Origin of the sequence: Streptomyces sp. NPDC059743 (assembly GCF_042732975.1) — a bacterium.
Lineage (GTDB): Bacteria > Actinomycetota > Actinomycetes > Streptomycetales > Streptomycetaceae > Streptomyces.
This window is the reverse complement of sequence record NZ_JBHWGS010000002.1, coordinates 214,690-232,513: the sequence shown is the minus strand read 5'-3', so window position 1 is coordinate 232,513 and position 17,824 is coordinate 214,690. Positions and strand designations below refer to the sequence as shown.

Annotated in this window: 14 protein-coding genes; 6 read left to right on the top strand and 8 right to left on the bottom strand. The window is 69.9% G+C overall.

Annotation, left to right across the window (positions count from 1 at the left end; all coding sequences use genetic code 11):
- Positions 1-346: 346 nt before the first annotated feature.
- The 3 genes from ACFV6H_RS04160 to ACFV6H_RS04150 all read right to left on the bottom strand — a co-directional run bounded on the left by ACFV6H_RS04160 (position 347) and on the right by ACFV6H_RS04150 (position 8,313).
- Positions 347-2,956: a tetratricopeptide repeat protein gene (locus ACFV6H_RS04160; protein ID WP_385538422.1), complete on the bottom strand. Its 2,610-nt coding sequence runs from the start codon at positions 2,954-2,956 to the stop codon at positions 347-349.
- Between the two features lie 160 nt (positions 2,957-3,116).
- Positions 3,117-5,210, bottom strand: coding sequence for a LamG-like jellyroll fold domain-containing protein (locus ACFV6H_RS04155; protein WP_385538419.1), 2,094 nt, complete (start codon positions 5,208-5,210; stop codon positions 3,117-3,119).
- A 331-nt stretch (positions 5,211-5,541) separates the two neighbouring features.
- Complete coding sequence (locus tag ACFV6H_RS04150; RefSeq protein WP_385538416.1) at positions 5,542-8,313, bottom strand: bifunctional FO biosynthesis protein CofGH; 2,772 nt, start codon at positions 8,311-8,313, stop codon at positions 5,542-5,544.
- A gap of 178 nt (positions 8,314-8,491) precedes the next feature.
- On the opposite strand from ACFV6H_RS04150, the gene ACFV6H_RS04145 reads away from it, so the two are divergent.
- Together ACFV6H_RS04145 and ACFV6H_RS04140 are read left to right on the top strand one after the other, a co-directional pair.
- Complete coding sequence (locus ACFV6H_RS04145) at positions 8,492-8,722, top strand: antitoxin (protein ID WP_384977007.1); 231 nt, start codon at positions 8,492-8,494, stop codon at positions 8,720-8,722.
- A 177-nt stretch (positions 8,723-8,899) separates the two neighbouring features.
- The gene (locus ACFV6H_RS04140; protein ID WP_385538952.1) at positions 8,900-10,468 is read left to right on the top strand and encodes a CehA/McbA family metallohydrolase; all 1,569 of its coding nucleotides are present in this window, start codon (positions 8,900-8,902) and stop codon (positions 10,466-10,468) included.
- On the opposite strand, the gene ACFV6H_RS04135 is transcribed toward ACFV6H_RS04140, so the two are convergent.
- The 4 genes from ACFV6H_RS04135 to ACFV6H_RS04120 all read right to left on the bottom strand — a co-directional run bounded on the left by ACFV6H_RS04135 (position 10,440) and on the right by ACFV6H_RS04120 (position 12,939).
- Positions 10,440-10,913: a GNAT family N-acetyltransferase gene (locus ACFV6H_RS04135; RefSeq protein WP_385538412.1), complete on the bottom strand. Its 474-nt coding sequence runs from the start codon at positions 10,911-10,913 to the stop codon at positions 10,440-10,442. The genes ACFV6H_RS04140 and ACFV6H_RS04135 overlap by 29 nt on opposite strands.
- A gap of 105 nt (positions 10,914-11,018) precedes the next feature.
- Positions 11,019-11,234: a DUF397 domain-containing protein gene (locus ACFV6H_RS04130; protein WP_385538409.1), complete on the bottom strand. Its 216-nt coding sequence runs from the start codon at positions 11,232-11,234 to the stop codon at positions 11,019-11,021.
- The gene (locus tag ACFV6H_RS04125; RefSeq protein WP_385538406.1) at positions 11,218-12,057 is read right to left on the bottom strand and encodes a helix-turn-helix domain-containing protein; all 840 of its coding nucleotides are present in this window, start codon (positions 12,055-12,057) and stop codon (positions 11,218-11,220) included. The genes ACFV6H_RS04130 and ACFV6H_RS04125 overlap by 17 nt, the downstream gene beginning before the upstream one ends.
- A gap of 15 nt (positions 12,058-12,072) precedes the next feature.
- A complete protein-coding gene (locus ACFV6H_RS04120; RefSeq protein WP_385538403.1) occupies positions 12,073-12,939 on the bottom strand; it encodes a helix-turn-helix domain-containing protein in 867 nt (288 codons plus the stop codon).
- A gap of 564 nt (positions 12,940-13,503) precedes the next feature.
- Between ACFV6H_RS04120 and ACFV6H_RS04115 the strand changes: the two genes are divergently transcribed.
- On the top strand, positions 13,504-14,046 hold the full coding sequence (locus ACFV6H_RS04115) for an NUDIX hydrolase (RefSeq protein WP_093597109.1): 543 nt from the start codon (positions 13,504-13,506) through the stop codon (positions 14,044-14,046).
- Here ACFV6H_RS04115 and ACFV6H_RS04110 read toward each other — a convergent pair.
- Positions 14,043-15,371 (bottom strand): helix-turn-helix domain-containing protein, encoded by a 1,329-nt coding sequence (locus ACFV6H_RS04110; protein ID WP_385538400.1) that lies wholly within the window; start codon positions 15,369-15,371, stop codon positions 14,043-14,045. The genes ACFV6H_RS04115 and ACFV6H_RS04110 overlap by 4 nt on opposite strands.
- A gap of 197 nt (positions 15,372-15,568) precedes the next feature.
- Between ACFV6H_RS04110 and ACFV6H_RS04105 the strand changes: the two genes are divergently transcribed.
- The 3 genes from ACFV6H_RS04105 (at position 15,569) to ACFV6H_RS04095 (ending at position 17,766) form a co-directional block, all read left to right on the top strand.
- Positions 15,569-15,964 carry an ATP-binding protein gene (locus ACFV6H_RS04105; protein WP_385538397.1) on the top strand — a complete coding sequence of 132 codons (396 nt, stop codon included), beginning with the start codon at positions 15,569-15,571 and terminating at the stop codon, positions 15,962-15,964.
- Positions 15,965-16,095: 131 nt separating this feature from the next.
- On the top strand, positions 16,096-17,190 hold the full coding sequence (locus ACFV6H_RS04100; RefSeq protein WP_385538394.1) for a radical SAM protein: 1,095 nt from the start codon (positions 16,096-16,098) through the stop codon (positions 17,188-17,190).
- A 27-nt stretch (positions 17,191-17,217) separates the two neighbouring features.
- On the top strand, positions 17,218-17,766 hold the full coding sequence (locus tag ACFV6H_RS04095; RefSeq protein ID WP_385538391.1) for a class IV adenylate cyclase: 549 nt from the start codon (positions 17,218-17,220) through the stop codon (positions 17,764-17,766).
- The last annotated feature ends 58 nt before the right edge of the window (positions 17,767-17,824 follow it).

Sequence of the window (17,824 nt, the reverse complement as noted above, 5' to 3'; positions counted from 1 at the left end):
CCGGACCGTTCGGGCGCGGCGCGCCGGACCGTTCGGGCGCCGACCCCCTGCCGGGCCGGAGCCGCGCCCGGCCGGACGGCGGGCACCGAGTCCTGGCGCCCAGAGGCCCCGGGCCCGCGCGCGGCTCGGTCCCGGGTTCCGGGCCCGGCCCGAACCAGGCCCCGGTTCCAGGCCCGAGGGCTCTGGGGCCCGTGCCCGCCCCTCGGATCTTGGCCCGGGCCCCTGAGGCTCCGGGCCCAGGGCCAGTGCCCGGCCCCGGGGCTCCCGTTCAGTCCCGGGGCCGGACCCGGCTCTCGGCTCCCCGGGAGCTCCGGGTTCGGGCCTCGGTGGCTCAGTTGCGCGGCGGTTATGTGGTGCCGGCCGAGCTGGCGCCCGTACCCGTGGCCGTACCGCCCGTAGCCTCGCCGTTCCCGGACAGTTCCGTCAGGAGTTCCGTTCTGCGGGCGGCGGCCCAGGCGTAGGCCGGGTCCAGGGTCAGTGCCCGGTTCAGATCGGCCAGGGCCTCGGTCGTTCTGCCCAGGGCCTTGAGGGCCATGGCGCGGCTGCCCAGCGCCCAGGTGTACGAGGGGTCAAGGGCGAGCGCTCGGGTGTACTCGGCCACCGCCTCCTCGTACCGTCCGGCGAACCGGTACACCTCTCCGCGCTCGCCCAGGACCCGTGCCATGTCCGGAGCCAGCCGCTCGGCGCGGCCGAGGTCGGCCAGCGCTCCGGCGACATCGCCGAGCCGGCCGCGTACATGGGCGCGGCGGCTCAGGGCCCAGATGTAGTCGCCCGACAGCTCGATGGCGCGGTCGAAGTCCTGGAGCGCCGCGCGCTCAAGGCCCTGCTGGAACTTGGCCTGTCCCCGGCTGCCCAGGATCAGCGGATCGCGCGGGTCGCGTGCGAGCGCGCGGTCGAGTTCGGCGACGGCCTCCTCGTACCTGCCCGCCCTGCGGTACGTCTCGCCTCGCTCGCGCGGCACCCAGGCCGTCCCCGGAGCCAGTTCCTCGGCGCGGTCAAGATCGGCCAGGGCGTGCGTGAAGTCGTTCAGCGCCCGGTGGGTGAGCGCGCGGCCGTGGTACGCGGGCACATGCGCGGGATCGAGGACCAGCGCCCGGCCGTAGTCGGCGAGGGCCTCCTCGTGCGCGTCGGCGCGGAAGTGGTTCCAGCCACGGGCGGTGTACGCGGCGGTCCGGTCCTCGTCCGTCAGTTCGGCCCGGGCGAGCAGCAGGGCCAGTACGTCGACGGCGTACCGCCGTTCGTCCGCGAGCGCCGCCAGACAGTCCGTACCCCAGGCGCCGATCGGCTCCGAACCGCTGTCCCGGCCCGCGTCGGCGAGCATCCGCGCCCAGCGGCGTACCTCCACCGGGCCCAGCCGGCAGACCGCGATCCCGTCGCGCAGCACGGCGGGCAGGGCGGCGCCGGGCCGGGCGCAGAGCAGGTGGTACGACTCTTCGAGGCGCGACTCGCGCCAGCTCTCCTGGGCCCATCGCCGGTCGGGACCGATCCCTTCGCTCGGCCTCCCGGCTTCCTCGCCCGGCCCGAGTCCGGCGTCGGCCGCCTCGCGCTCGCGCGCGAACGCCTCGGCCAGCCTGGTGTGCGCCGCCGTCCACCGCTGCGGGGAGGTGGCGCGTTGCAGCCGCAGCATCGGATCCCGTACGACATCGTGGTAGTGGACCCGGCCGTCCGCCCGGCCGCTGACGAAGGGCAGGGAGCAGAGCCAGCCGAAGAGCCCGGCCGCCTCGTCCTCACCGGCGAAGTCCCGTCGCTCACCAGCCCGTCCCGCACCGGCCTGCCCGTCACCGGCCCGCCCTTCCGCGTCCCCGGCCCGCTCCCCCGCCCGCTCCCCCGCCCGCTCGCCGACCGCCGCCCGCAGGATGTCCTCGTTCAGTCGGCGCGGCAGGGCGCAGGCGAGGGCCACCGCCCGACGGGCCGGATCCCGCTCCCACTTGAGGAAACGCTCCACGGCCGTCGCGCTGGGATCGTCCAGATCGCCGGAGCCGGCCGGCCGGTTGCTGGCGAGCGTGGAGACAAGGACGGGCAGCCGGCCGGAGAGGCGCAGCACATCCCGTACGACCGGCTCGTCCACGACGCCCTTGTCGGCGAGCAGCCGCCGCGCCTCGCTCTCCGTGAAGGGATCGAGAGGCAGATCCGTCACGGCGTCCAGATAGTCGCCCCAGCAGCCGAGGTCGAGCCGGCGCTGTCCGGCGAGCGTGACCACGACATGGTCGGGCAGCGCTCCGTACCGCTCGGTCGTGATCAGATCGCGCAACCAGATGTCCAGATACGGTCCGGTGCGCTCGTACGTATCGAAGAAGAGGGCGATCCAGGGCGCGTCGGCGCCGACCCGCCGTATCTCCGAGACCAGTACGGGAGTGAGCACCCGCAGCGGCGACAGCACCAGCTCCGTGTCCTCATGGCCGCGCAACCGCGCCGCGACCGCCGCCCGTAACCGGTCCGCGCCCTCGGCCACCTGCGCCGGATCGGCCGCGCCCGCGAGCGCGCCGATGCCCGGCACCATGCCCAGCCCGGCCAGCCCGGCCGCAGCGACGGCCCGCGAACCGGCCGACGGCCCGGCGGCTTCGGCAGGCGGGCCAACCGACATCGCGGCCGACTCCACCTCGAACCGCCGCTGCCGGTAGTTCGCGAGCACCCGGTCCAGCGCCTTCAGCGGTCTGCCCTGCCGCCCGAACTGCTCACTGATCGCGGCCATCGCCTCCGGCACACCGGCCACGGCCTCGTCCGTATACGCGGTCAGCGCCCCGCGCTCCCGGGCGAGCTGCTCCAACTCCCGTACCAGCGAGGTCTTGCCGACTCCCGCGTTGCCCCGGACATGGAACAGGAACCGGTGCCGCTCGTCGTCCGGCGGAAGATCGAGATTCTCCCGGAACAACGCCAGCTCCCGCCGCCGCCCGACAAAGGCCGCACGCCTGCGCCGCCGTATCCGCTCCTGCATGGACGGTCGCGTGGCTCCCATGGCGTCAGTCTGGCACGGCACTTGACCCGAACGAGCCGGGCAGCCCGACACGGACAAGCCGGGCCGGGGCCAGGCGGGAGCCGGTCGAGGGCAGCCGGGCGTGGGCCGTTCACCCGTGGCGGTGCGCGGGTGAACGGCCGCCCGCCTCAGTGGGAATCCCTCAGCAGAGGCAGGGCTCCCCTCCGAAGCCGAGCTGGTTGAGTTCCGTCCCGCTCAGGACACCGGAGAAAGCGTGCACCTCGTCCACGGCACCGCGCAGATACTCTCCCCAGCCGTCGGCCGTGTGAGCCCGTCCCACCTGAAGCCCGCCGGTGCTCTTCCACGGGTGACGGAAGGTCGCCGTCGCGTCGGCGTTGACGGAGCCGTTCACATAGAGCCTGATCTGATCGGTCGCGTTGTCGTGGACGACGGCCAGTCTCACGGTGTCGTCCGGCCATCCCGCCTGCTGTCCCACGACCGTTTCCGCGGAACCGTGCTCGTCCGCGTGAGACATCACCAGCTCCCAGGTGTACGTCGACGGCACATAGCGCACCTTGAAGGCGTCGCCGTTCGCACCGCCCTGGGACAGCACGGTCATCGGACGCTCGGGCTCGCTGTCCGCCAGCTTGAGGACGACACCGATCGTGAAGCTGTCGTCCGTGTCGACCACCGGAGCGTCCGTGGCGGCGAAGCCTGTGTCGCCGTCCAGCACCAGATGCCCGTCACCGACGAGCGCGTACTCGACCGCCGGGCAGTCCGGGTCGAGTTCCGGGAGGCAGGAGCCGTCGGGACCGCGGTGGATCGTCGCTCCCGCGCCCAGCTTCAGCGGTGCGCCACCGTAGAGCTCCGGGCTGGCGCCGTCCTGCGCGCTCTCCAGCGACCAGTGACCCCGTAGCCGCGGCGTACGGTGCGCGAGCCGGGCCACCTCCTCGGGCACCACGACCCGGTCGTACGCGCGTATGTCACCGATCTCGCCCTGCCAGCGGTCGCCGTAGCCGGCCGCGCCTCGTGCCCGGCCGATCTGGAGGTCCCCCGCGCTCTCCACTGCGGTCGCCCGCTGCTGCTCACCGACCTCCTGGCCGTTGACATACAGCCGCGTCATGCCCGTCTCCGCGTCGTACTGGCCGAGGACGTACGCCCACTCGCCGGCTTGCGGCGTGCCTCCGGACACCCGGGCGCCGCCGTACGCGAACGACCAGGCGGACTCTCCGTCGTCCGACGGGCCGTCCTCCGACGAGCCGTCCTCCGTCCGTGCTCCGAGTGTGAACCCGGGCGCCGTGCCCGCGTCCTGGCTGACGACCGTCATGTCCCCGTCCAGCCGCTCCGGGCGTACCCAGCCGCCGACCGCGAAGGTCTTCGTGGTGTCGACGACCGGCGTGCCGGGCGTGAGAAAGCCGTCGCCCGTGCCGTCCAGCCGGGCCGTGGAGGTCAGAGCGGTACCGTCCGGCGCGGCCTCGCCGAACGTGACACCCGCGCCGGCCGGAGCGGCCGGGCCGGTCTCGGCCACCGCCGTCCCGGAACCCACCGCGTCGGCCAGCTTCCACCGCGCGACCGGGATACGACCGTCGCCCACCCGGAACACATAGTTGGCCGGCGGGCCGTTGCGTCCCGACCGGTCGATGGCGGAGACCTCCAGCACGTACACGCCTTCGCTCGGCGGAAGGAACCGGATGGCCGCAGGACCGCCCATGGTCTCCGCCTTCGCGGTCCTGAGCGGGCCACCGGTGAAGTTGTACCGGTACTCCACCACGTCGTCGGAGGGCGAATCGACGGTGAAGGTGCCGTAGTTGCCGACGCCGTCCGACCATGTGTCGTCGTCCGGGTATTCGTCCGAACGCACCACGGGCCTCTGGGGACTCACCGCATCGCGGACGAACTCGCAGACCGATCCCCCGGCGTCCGAGCTCCAGGGCGACACGGCCGTACCGTCGTCCGCGCGGACCCGCCAGGAGACGACGGTGTCCGCCGGGATGTCGGACGGAAGCTGCCAGCGGGTGACGTCTCCCGAAGACCGCGCGTTGGATACATAGGTCAGGCGCTGCTCGGCGCCGTCCGCGCCCTGCCACCACACCTCGAACTGCCCCTTGACCCGGTTGCCCTCCGCAGGCCGGTCGTCCTCCACCGGGTCGTACAGCACCGCGCTGAGCACCGGCGCGCCGGAGACATACGTCCTGGGCTCCCCCGCGCCACACGGCTTCGAGTCGGTGAGCAGATCCGCCAGGACCGGCTGTCGCGGCGGCAGATTCTCCGCCGCGACCGCCGCGACAGCCGCCACCGCCGTCCCCTGAGCCCCTAAAACCGCCGCCACGACGAGTGATCCCGTCGTGAAGCGTCTTCCACGCCTGCGCATGGCCACGTGTCCCCTCCCCTGTGAGGCCCCGCCGATCTTGACGGGACCAGGAGACTAACAACCGCCACTGACACCGACCGAGCGGTTTTCAGCGGCCGTCGTTCTTCGGTACAAGGGGAAGTACAGGCAGTTCGGACAGCCCGGACCGGCACGGACGCCCCGGGCCCCGCAGCCGCCCCGGGCCCCGCAGCCGCCCCGGGCCCCGCAGCCGCCCCGGGCCCGCGACCCTGCGGCCCCGGGCCCGCAGCCCCGCGAGCTACGCGGGCAGCACCGGCAGCAGTTGCGGCAGATGGCCGTCCGAGGCCGCCGCCGTGCGTACGCGCTCCTCCGGGACCTCGCCGTACAGCGTCGTGCGCGGCTTCGCCGGACGGCCCGCCGCCTCGGCGATCGCCACCAGGTCCTTCACCGAGCGGTACGAGCCGTAACTGGAGCCCGCCATCCGGGAGATGGTCTCCTCCATCAGCGTGCCGCCCAGGTCGTTGGCGCCGGAGCGGAGCATCTCCGCCGCGCCCTCCGTGCCCAGCTTCACCCAGCTCGTCTGGATATTGGTGATGTGCGGATGGAGCAGGAGCCGGGCCATCGCCATCACCGCGCGGTTGTCACGGTCCGTCGGTCCGGGACGGGCGATACCGGCCAGATAGACGGGTGCGTTGGTATGGATGAAGGGAAGGGTGACGAACTCGGTGAAGCCGCCCGTCTCCTGCTGGATCGCGGCCAGCGTACGGAAGTGGCCGAGCCAGTGGCGTGGCTGGTCCACATGGCCGTACATCATCGTGGAGCTGGAGCGGATGCCCAGTTCATGGGCCGTCTTGACGACCTCGATCCAGGTCGCCGTCGGGAGCTTGCCCTTGGTGAGGATCCAGCGGACCTCGTCGTCCAGGATCTCCGCCGCCGTGCCGGGAATCGAGTCGAGTCCGGCCTCCTTGGCGGCAGTCAGCCATTCGCGGATCGACAGACCGGTGCGCGAGGCGCCGTTGACGACCTCCATCGGCGAGAAGGCGTGGATGTGCATGCCCGGGACGCGCTTCTTCACCGCGCGGGCGATGTCGAAGTACGCCGTGCCCGGCAGATCCGGATGGATACCGCCCTGCATGCAGACCTCGACCGCGCCCACCTCCCACGCCTGCTCGGCGCGGTCGGCGACCTGGTCGAGGGAGAGCGTGTACGCGTCGGCGTCCGTACGGCGCTGCGCGAAGGCGCAGAAACGGCAGCCCGTGTAGCAGACGTTGGTGAAGTTGATATTGCGCGTGACGATGTACGTGACATCGTCGCCGACCACATCGCGCCGCAGCTCGTCGGCGATCCGCGTCAGCGCGTCCAGCGCGGGACCGTCCGCGTGGAGCAGGGCGAGCGCCTCGTCGTCGGTGAGTTTCGTCGGGTCGTCGGCGGCCTGCGCGAGGGCTGTCCGTACGTCGGTGTCGATACGGGAGGGCACCATGCCGGGCGCCGCCGCCTCGCGCAGCGCCTCCCAGTCGCCGTACACCTCGTCGAAGTCGTCACGGCGGTCGGCGGTGCGGCCCTCGGTGTCGATGGTGCGGTGCAGATCGGTCCGGCCGCTCGCCGTGAAGCCCTCGTCCGGCTCCTGCCAGGGCAGCCCGGCCGGGTTCACCTCGCGCGCGAGGCCGGTCTCCGGGTCCGCGAGCGCCCGTACATGCGGCAGCAGCCGTGGATCGAGCCAGGGCTCGCCGCGCTGGATGAACTCCGGGTAGATCGTGAGGCGTTCACGCAGCTCGAAACCGGACTCGGCGGTCTTCGCGGCCAGTTCATCGATATGCGGCCAGGGACGCTCGGGGTTGACATGGTCCGGAGTCAGCGGCGAGACACCGCCCCAGTCGTCAATGCCGGCGCCGATCAGCAGGGCGTACTCGGCGTCCACAAGATTGGGCGGCGCCTGGATACGCGCGGACGGACCGAGGATGTGCCGGGCCACGGCGATGGCCGCCGCCAGCTCCTCCAGCTCCGCGTCGGGCATCCCGCGCATCGCCGTGTCGGGCTTGGCACGGAAGTTCTGGACGATGACTTCCTGGATGCCGTGGTACGCCCGCTGGACACGCCGCAGTTCGAAGAGGGAGTCGGCGCGCTCCTCGTACGACTCACCGATCCCGATCAGCACGCCGCTGGTGAACGGGACGTTGGAGCGGCCCGCGTCCTCCAGCACCCGCAGCCGTACGGCGGGCTCCTTGTCCGGCGAACCGTGGTGCGGGCCGCCGGGCTCGGACCAGAGCCGGGTCGCGGTGGTCTCCAGCATCATGCCCATGCTCGGCGCGACGGGCTTGAGCCGCTGGAAGTCGGTCCAGGACAGGACGCCGGGATTGAGATGCGGCAGCAGGCCGGTCTCCTCCAGGACGCGGATCGCCATGGCCCGGACATAGGCCAGGGTGTCGTCGTAGCCTTCGGCCTCCAGCCACTCGCGGGCCTCGGGCCACCGGTCCTCGGGCTTGTCGCCGAGTGTGAACAGGGCTTCCTTGCAGCCCAGTTCGGCTCCCCGGCGGGCGATCTCCAGGACCTCGTCGGGCGACAGGAACATGCCATGGCCCGCCCGGCGCAGCTTGCCGGGCACGGTCACGAAGGTGCAGTAGTGGCACTTGTCGCGGCACAGCCGGGTCAGCGGGATGAAAACCTTGCGGGAGTACGTGATGATCCCGGGCCGCCCGGCCGCGGCGAGTCCCGCGTCCCGTACGCGCGCGGCGGAGGCGGCGAGAACGGTGAGGTCGTCACCACGGGCCTGAAGCAGCACGGCCGCCTCACCGACATCGAGAGCGACCCCGTCCCGCGCCCGCTTCAGCGCCCGGCGCATGGAGCTGGCGGTGGGGCGGGTGAGGGCTTGGGTGGCTTCGGCGGGGCGCCCGGTGGGCGGCTGGGCGGGGCGTTCGGCGGCTTCGGTGGACGGCTCGGCCTCGGCGGGTCCTTCGGCGGGGCGTTCGGCCGACCGTTCAACGGGTTGCCCGGCCGGCTGTTCGACGGACCGTCCGGTCGGCCGTTCGGCGGATCGTCCGGTCCCGGGTTCCTGCGGCACGCGCGTCGTCATCCTTTGAGGATACGTTCGCCCACGGGCCCCACCGGGGGCCGTGAGACGCACGAGACACAGGTCACGGAGGGAGCCCGGGCGGAGGTACGGGGTGAGGCGGGAAGCCTGGCGCGCCGGTACGGCGAGGTGACCCGAGAGGCCGCCTGCGTATCGAACGCACTGATGCCATATTGCTGTCATGCCCGCTCTCACCGTCCGGGACGTCCCGGAAAGCGCCCTCGCCGTACTGAAGGCCCGCGCCGCCCGAGCCGGAAAGTCCCTCCAGGCCTACACATGGGAACTCCTCGTCGGCGCGGCCACCGCACCCACACTCGCCGAAGTCGCCGCCCTCGCCGAAGCGGAAGCGAGTACAACACTGACCGCCGCGGACGTACGGGCGGCGATCGATGACGCACGAGCGGCCCGGTGATCGCACGGGCGGCCGGGCGGGCCGGGCGGCGCGATGTCCTGGCCGTTTTCCCGCCATCCTTCAAGCCCCTTCCCTTGCGCACCGGTTCACGGCTCGATACCAGGGTGCGAAGGCACGACTCGTGTGACCGCTGATGTGACCGCTCGTATCCCTCTCGGCACCCTGGGAGCCGCCGGAATGTGCAAGGATCACACAGACCACCGCCACGAGGACGAGAACCACGGGCTCGCCGGGCCGGCCGGGCTCGGCAGACGCGGGCTCCTGGCGACGGGAGCCGCCGCCGCGCTGACGTTGAGTACCGTGAGCTTCGCGAACGCCGCGCCCGCAGGCGGGGACAGTACCGTCGGCGACAACGAGCAGACCAGAACCGTCACCGGCACACTGCCGACCGGCTCTCCCGACTTCGTCTATCTGCCCGTCGAGGTGCCGCGCGGAGTCGCCGAGCTCCATGTTTCGTACAGCTACGAACGGCCCCAGATGCCGGCCGGTACCCAGGGCAACGCCCTCGACATCGGCATCTTCGACGAGCGCGGCACGGCCCTCGGCGGGCGCGGCTTCCGCGGCTGGTCGGGCGGCGCCCGTACGGAGTTCTTCCTGCGCGCCGACGCGGCGACTCCCGGCTATGTCCCGGGCCCGGTCCGCGCGGGCACCTGGCACATCGTGCTCGGCCCGTACACCGTCGCGCCGCAGGGCCTCGCGTACCAGGTCACCATCACGCTGAAGTTCGGCGACCCGGGCAGGACGCCGACGCCCGTGCATCCGCCCGAGCGCGCGAAGGGCCGTGGCCGGGCCTGGTACCGCGGCGACTGCCACATCCACTCCGTGCACTCCGACGGCAGGCGCACTCCCGCCGAGATCGCCGCGCTCGCCCGCGCCGCCGACCTCGACTTCATCAACACCAGTGAGCACAACACGCACACCGGGCACAGCGCGTGGGAGGGCCTGTGGGGCGACGACCTGCTGATCCTCACCGGCGAGGAGGTCACCACCCGTAACGGCCACGTGCTGGCCATCGGTACGGACCCGGGCACCTTCGTCGACTGGCGCTACCGCGCCCGGGACAACCGTTTCGGCCACTACGCGCGGGAGATCCGCCGCGCCGAGGGACTGGTCGTTCCCGCGCATCCGCACGCCACCTGTATCGGCTGCAACTGGAAGTTCGGTTTCGCCGACGCGGACGCGGTGGAGGTCTGGAACGGCCCGTACACCGTGGACGACGAGGTCTCGCTCGCCGAGTGGGACAACACCCTGGTCCCGGCGGCCCGTTCCGGCCGCGCCTGGACCCCCGCGATGGGCAACAGCGACGCACACCGCGACCCGGACCCCATCGGCACCCCGCAGACGGTGGTCCTGGCCGAGGACCTCACCCGGGACGCGATCCTGGCCGGCATCCGCGCGGGCCACAGCTATGTCGCCGAGTCCTCCAAGGTCTCACTCAGCTTCGGCGCGGCAGGCGGCCGAGGCCGCCACGCGGGCATGGGCGACCGCCTCCACGTCCCGTCGGACACCCCGGTGACGGTCCGCCTGGACGTAACCGGCGCCCCCGGCTGCACCACCCACTTCATCACCGACCAGGGCACCCTCCACACCACCACACTCCCGCCCTCGGGCACCGCCACGGTCGACTGGCAGACCACCCCGGCGTACGCAACGTACGTACGAGCAGAAGTCCGCCACACCCCCACAACCCCAGGCCTCCCGGGCCCCCTGGCGGCCTTCACCAACCCGATCTTCCTGGGCGAGTAGTACGGGCGGACTGGGGCGGACCGGACCAGCCAGCCAGGCCGTCGATCCGTTCCGCGCGGCGGCCGAGCATGTAGAGGCGGTACGTGGTGCGCTCCACCTCGTGGAACAAAGTGAAGCCCTGCGTCTGGTAGTAGCGCACCAGGTCCGGCCAGAGGCAGTCGCGGCGCACCCATGCCCGGCCCTCGCGGGCCGCGCGGTCCACGGCCCACCAGGCCATCAGCGTGCCTGGCCGCAGATGGCGCACAGCGGGATCAGTCACCGATGTATTCAGATACAACGCCGACTCGGACCGCTCCTCCGCCGTCCACCCCCACGGCGGTCCCTGGTCCTGAACGGTCGTACGGCCCACGATCCGGGAGCCGTCCATCTCCAGGAGCCAGACATCGCCGTACGGGTTGTCGCACTGGGACGCGAGATCGTCCGCGCTCTCGCGCCAACTCGGCATTCCCCGCTGCTCCATCCACGTACACCGAGCATGGATCAGCTCCGCCACGGCGGAACGGTCGGCCGACGTGGCTGGGCGCATCGAGAAGACGGGAATTGCGTTCACTCAGGCCGGGAAATCCTCGCGCCTGACGGCGGAAACGAACGACGACCATCCATCCGCCGAAAAGACCAGCGCCGGGCCGTGGGGAGCCTTGCTGTCGCGGACGGGAACGATACCGTCGAAGCCGTCGGCCACCTCGATGCATTCGGCGCCCTGCCCATTGCTGTAACTGCTCTTGCGCCACTCGGTGAAAACAGACGCGTCAGGAACCTTCTGCATTCTCGTACTCTCCCAGGTATGCGTGGATCAGGGCGAGAGATTCCTTCTCAGGCAACGCCTTTGAACGAGCCATGTCGAACATCTGCGTAAGCATGAGGATCATCCTCGGCGACTCGGCCGGTTCCCCTGATGCGAAGCTCTCTACGTACCCGATCGTAGCCCCGCTCTGGAGAGTCAGCAGGCTCATGCTCCCGCCCAGCATGGGATGCTCGCCTTGGGTGAACGGAAGCACCTGAACGGTGACATGAGGTGTCCGCATCATCTCAAGCATGGATGCGATCTGATCCCGCATGCACTTTGCGCCCCCCACAGGGCGCTTAAGTGCCGCCTCGTCAATAATCGCCCAGAAAAATGATGGTTCTTCCTTCTCGAAAACACGCTTACGGCGCATGCGTGTCTCGACGTGCTCACTCAACCGCTCCTCCGACTCCCCAACGAGGCTGACACGAAAGAGCGCCAGGGCGTAGTCCTCCGTCTGAAGCAGACCGGGAATGAGGCTGCTGTTGAACACCTGGATACGCGCAGCCTTTTCCTCACTGTGCACGACAGCGCGACCGTAATCGGGAATCGACGCGTCCTGCGCCATTTCCAGCAGGTCGGCGAAGAGGCCTCTCGTACCGAAATACGTGTCCAGTGCTTCGGCCAGGGCTTTCGAGGGGAGTTGGTTCCCCTGCTCGACCCTGCCGAGATAGGAATGTGGGTAACCCACCCGTTCTCCCAGTGCCCGCAGTGACAGTTTCGCGTCGGTTCGCATGCGGAGCAGCGTCCGGGCGAGCATCTTGCGTGGCGTGGCCTTGCTGTCCTCGTTGTTGTTCAGCTCCATTGATCGAACAGCCCTTCAACTCGGTGGTAACAGGCGGCAGGCGGGACAGTTGCCTGGCTCTGGGGCACGGAACGCGTGGTCGCAGCGGTCGCAGTTCTGGAGCGGGACGATACGTGGCGCCGCCGGTACGGCGGGGAGGGACGGCGGGAGCAGTTCGGTGAGGCGGTGGGCGAGGAATGCCGCCGGGTGATTGATCGGGTCCTGCGGGAGCGCTGCGGTCAGGGTGCGGCGTACGGCGTCGGGGGCTACGCCCCGTTCCAGCCAGGCCGATACGGCGGGCGCCAGACGGCGCACATCGCGCTCGGACAGCACCAGACCCGGGGCATCACGCCGCAGCCCGGCGAGGATCTCGGTGGCCGTGCGATGGCGAGCGAGGTCGGGGTGGTCAGGTTCTGGAAGCGCCGGAACAGGGGCCTGAGGCGGTTTCGGTGGCGTCGGCCCAGGAAGCGGTCCCCGGTCCACCCCGGGCTCCGGTCTCCGCCTGGGCTTCGGCTTCGGCGGTGGCACTGAACCCGGCCCGGGCGCCACCGCCGACGGATCGTCGTACGCCACCGTCCGTGTCACCCAACGCCCGCCCGACGTCCGTTCCTTCGTACGGCTGAGATAGCCGCACGCCTCCAACTCCCGCAGCGCCCGCGCGATCACGACCTCGCCCTCGGCGAATCTCGCCGCCAGAGCCTTGATGCCGATCTTCGCGCCGTCGGGCAACGACTGGATGTGCACGCCGAGGCCGATCGCGGTCAGCGACAGTTCACGGTGCTGGGCGAGATGGTTTCCGACCACGGTGAACCGCTCGGTGTGCCGGTGCCGGACATGCCGTACGCCGGTCGACGGAATGCCGGATGGAGCGCACGAAGGCGCGCTAAGCTGCTGAAGAGCCATCGGGAAGAGCTTCGCTTCCTAGGTGGTAGCCACCGGAAGGCCTTACTTCCTAGGTGGCAAGGCCCCCGACCGGGATTGCGAGTCCCGACCGGGGGCCGTTACGTGTTCGGGGTTACGTTGCCGAGCGTAACCACACCAACCCCACTCCTCCGACCAGATGTTGCGGTTTTCACCCGCCCGAGTGAGTGGAAACGGGCGTGGGTTGAGGGTTGGTTGGGAAAGGTTCTCTCCCAAAATCCTTTAACGCTTCTTACGTCGCGGGCCCCCGCGTCCCCGTACACCGGATCCCGGCCCACCGGGTCGCGGAATCCCACGACCCGGTGGTGTCCGTGGCCCATTCCAGCGCGGCGAGCATGTGCTCGTCCCTGGCAGCAGGCAGAAGTCCTCACATGGCGTATCGCCTGCCAACCGGACAAGCGATCACGCGCCGCTCTCGCCCGGAGTGGCAGCTCGGCGACTTCGGCCGGGTCACGTGGGCACGGGCCGGAAGTCGTTGACGGGGCAGACGGCTTCTCGTCCAAGTGACATTCTTGGAGCTGCACGGCGGCGAAGAGGAGTGGGCTCATGCGGTGGACGGTTCATGGCGAGCGTCAGATTTACAGCAACCCGTGGGTGAATCTGTGGCTTGTGGATGTCCAGCAGCCGGACGGCCGACGCTGGGAGCACCATGTGGTGCGGATGCGGCATCTCGCGGTCGCCGCCGTGGTGGATGAGCAGAAGCGGGTGCTGATGATGTGGCGCCACCGGTTCATCACGGACACGTGGGGCTGGGAACTGCCGATGGGCCTGATCGAGGCCGACGAGACGCCGGAGCAGGCGGCGGCTCGTGAGGTGGAGGAGGAGACCGGCTGGCGGGTGGAGGGCCTGAAGCCTCTGGTGTACGCGCAGCCGGCGAACGGCATCACCGACTCGGAACATCACGTCTTCCGAGCTCAGGCTGCCGCTTACGCGGGCCCGCCGACCGAACTGAACGAGTCGGACCGTATCGAGTGGATCCCGATGTCCGAGATTCGCGGCATGATCGACCGTCGTGAGGTGGTCAGCAGTGGCAGCCTGGTCGGGCTGCTGTACCTCCTGCTGGACGAGGCCACCAGCGCAACGAGTTAGCCGAGTGCCTCGCGCATACGCTGCTCGAACGCGATCACCGGCGTCTCGCGGGCGTGGGGGGCGAGGCGCTGGTGGAACTCGTGGACGTGGCCCGCGACCCGGGGTGAGTCGAGGGATGCACTGAGGTCCAGAGCGAGCCCGGCACTGTGGCACGCGGCATCCAGCTTGCCCTGCTGGAGCTGGGCCGTGGCCAGCCAGAAGGCGTGGAACGCGCGGCCACGCTGTTGTGCGCCTGTTTCCCGTCGAAGGCCCTCGGCGATCAGCGGCTCGGCGCGTTCCGACTCGCCCAGCTTGGCGAGTGCGATTCCTGTGTCGACGATCAGTTTCGTCTCGTCGAAGTAGCGGACCCAGGAGGGCGCTTCGTCTTCCTGGCCGCGGGCTTGCTCGTACGCGTCCCGGGACCGGCCGATGGCCTGGTGGCAGGATGCGGCGTCGCGGAGTGCGGCGTGGGCGAAGGCTTCCCGCATGTGGAGCATGGACATCACCAGCGGCTGTCCGCCTGCGGTTCGGGCGCTGTCCTGGGCCTTGCAGGCCAGCGCCACCGCATCGGAGGGCTGTCCGTCGTACGTCGCCTGAAGGCTCATGCAGGACAGGACGTTGGCCATGAAGAGATGGTCGTCCTGTCCGTGCGAGAGCCGCAGTGCTTGGGTGAAGTGGGTGCGTGCGGTGCTGTATTGGCGGGCATCGAAGCAGGCCCACCCGGCGAGCCGAGCGAGTTCCGCGGCGAGTGACTGAAGATCGCGGCGCAGAGGGGCGCGGACGCTGCGCATCATCTGTGTCACGTACCGAAGGTGTCCCACGACCGCTGGGCGCAGGGAAGCGCCGCCGTGCTCGTCGTCACGGCGCCAGTAGTCCTCGACCGATGACCGTAGGGCGAGGAGCGTTGATCGCGTCACTCTTCCGTCGGCGAGCGTCAGTAAGTCATCGAGATCGCTGCGCGGTTCCGCGTCGAGGTTCTGTTCAGAGCCGGTGGCGGCCGTAGATGTCCGCGCCGAACTGTCAGGAGTCCGCTGCCGGGTGATCGCGGGCGACGGGATTTCCCAGGGCCGGTGGGCGAGCCCGAGCATGGCGCCGGGGATACGGAGTCCATCGGCGACCCGCTCGATCACATCGATGTGGGCGAGTCCGCGCCTCCCCGACATGATTTCGCCGACCCGGCTCGGCGTCATGCCGCACAAGGCGGCCACGCGGGACGGATAGATGCCCGCCTTCACCTTCACGAGGTGGAACACCTTCGCGAAGTCCCGCTGCCGACAGGCCTGTTGCCACTCGGGGCTCGCGAGCAGCTCCGGCGGGAGTCCTCGATGAGGCTGTGGTCCGGGCACTTGGGCTCCTCTGCCGCATCAGGCGATGGCGTCCGGCGGTTGGTCAGCCATTGCGGATATTACCCACGTTGGGTAATCACCGTGACCTGATTACGTGACGGCCCTTCGCGGTGAGCTGGTTCCCCAACCGCCCGCGACGAGGGAACGCGATGCACGCAATGGCCACGCACGATCAGCAGGCCGCCAAGAGGTGGCGCATGCGGTTCAGCTCAACCGCCGCATCCGTCGCCCTCGTCCGGCACCAAGTGGAGAAGACCCTCAGCAAGTGGGATTACGTACTCGATGACATTGACCGGGTCGTCCTGGTCTCCAGCGAGCTTGCGACGAACGCCGTACAGCACGGACACGTCCCCGGGCATCCCTTCCAAGTCACCCTGACCTCGACACACGACGCCTGCTTGATCGAGGTGTCGGACGCAAGCCCCCACACTCCGGTGGCACGCCGGGCCACGACCGAGGAAGAACACGGTCGCGGACTGCCGCTCGTCAGCGCCCTGGCCGCACGAGTCGGCCACCACACGCGCAAACCGACCGGCAAAACGGTCTGGGCCCACATCCCGCGCACGTCCAACGCCCCGGCGCCGACGCCATAAACCGGCCCGCCCCAGGGCCAGTGCCTCCCCACAGGTCGGCTGTGCCGTGTCAGCCCGGGCGGACGCTTCCACCGCTCCGCCCCACGGCCCCGTACTGCGAGCCGCTTCGATCCGAAAAGAAGTAGGGACGAGTGATTCAGCACCCAGCTCTGGAGAACATCGACCGCGCGGTCCCGATCACGGTCACCACTGACCGGACCCTCCGCGTCAAGGTCATCGACTCGTGCGGCATGACCTGCACCTTCTGCCACAACGAAGGCACCCCTGTCAGCGTCGACAACCGTGCTGACACCATCGGCGTATTCACCGGCTCGGGCAGCTCCGGACGCGTATCGATCTACGTGGCCACCAACGGCGCGAACTTCCTCAGTGCACCCGTCTTCCCGGACGAGTCCTTCCGCCGCGCGCTGGAACAGCTCCGGAACGCCCTCGGCTTCAACGAGGTACACCTGACCGGAGGCGAACCGACCCTCCACCCCCGGCTCCCCGGGATCGTGGCCACTGCCAGGGAGGCCGGCTACGCGGTGAGCATCACCTCGAACGGCGAGAACGGGGCCCGGATACTGCCCAGTTGCGCCCTGGCCGGGCTCGGGCGCGTCAACTTCTCCGTCTTCGGAACCACTCCCGAAGAACTGGTGCAGGTGCAGCACGTGCGATTCCGGAACAAGGCCCTGGCTCAACGCAAGATCGCAGCACTGGACGAGTCGATCAGGCTCGCCACGGAACTCGGCGTGGACGCACGCGCGAACATCGTCCTGCCGCACCGGGACCATGTGCCGCGCGTTCACCGCCTGCTCGCCAAATACTCCTCCTCCCTGTCGGTCCGGATCCTCTCCTCGCTGGCGGACGGCGACGAGTCCCTGAACGCCATCGACATCCTCCTCGACCAGCTCGGCGCCGAACTCGAAGAAGTCCGCCTCATCGCGGGCACCTCGGGCTTCCGCATGTCCTACCGGCTGCCCGACGGCCGTCCGCTCATCGTCAAGCACATCCGGCCCGTCAGGCTGCCGACGACCTGCGCCGGCTGCCGTTTCAACAACAGCACCGACTGCGAGGAGGGTTACTACGGGGTGCGCCTGTACCGAGACACCGCCGGGCGCTTTCACGTCGGGGTCTGCATACAGCGCATGGACCTCTGCCGGCCCGTGGAAGAGTTCGTAACCGGCGGCGCATGCGACGAGATCCTCCGATTACGCGAGAACGACCTCCGAGACCTGACCGCCTAGAAACCGATCACCAGGAGCAGCACAGCGATGGCTCAGCACGAGTACGAGGCGAAATTCCTCAGCATCGACGTCGACGCGGTACGCGACCAACTCCGCACCGCAGGCGCACAACAAGCCTTCGACAAGACCCTGTTCACCCGCCTCATCTTCGAGAACGACGCGGTCCACGGCGAACAGTGGCTACGGCTGAGAGACGAGGGAGGCAAGAAGACCCTCACCCTGAAACAGGTCGGCGACGCCACCACCATCAACGGCACCACCGAAATCGAGATCGAAGTCAACGACCTCGACAAGACAGCCGAACTCCTCACCGCCCTCGGACTCCGCCAGGTCCGGTACCAGCAGAACTACCGCGAGGAGTGGCAGCTCGGCGACATCACCTACGACCTCGACACCTGGCCCGACCTCCCCACCTTCATCGAAATCGAAGGCCCCTCGGAAGAAGCAGTCCGCAAGGCAGTCGCCGCACTCGGCTTCGACTACGAACAGGCCCGCTACGGCAGCATCGACCTCATCTACAAGAGCGAACTGAACCGGGACATCCTCGCCGAGCCAACGCTGCTCTTCACGGTGTGACCGATGTGCAGCGGGTGGGCCGTTGTCCTGCGGGGCTGACGGCCCACCCACGCGGCCC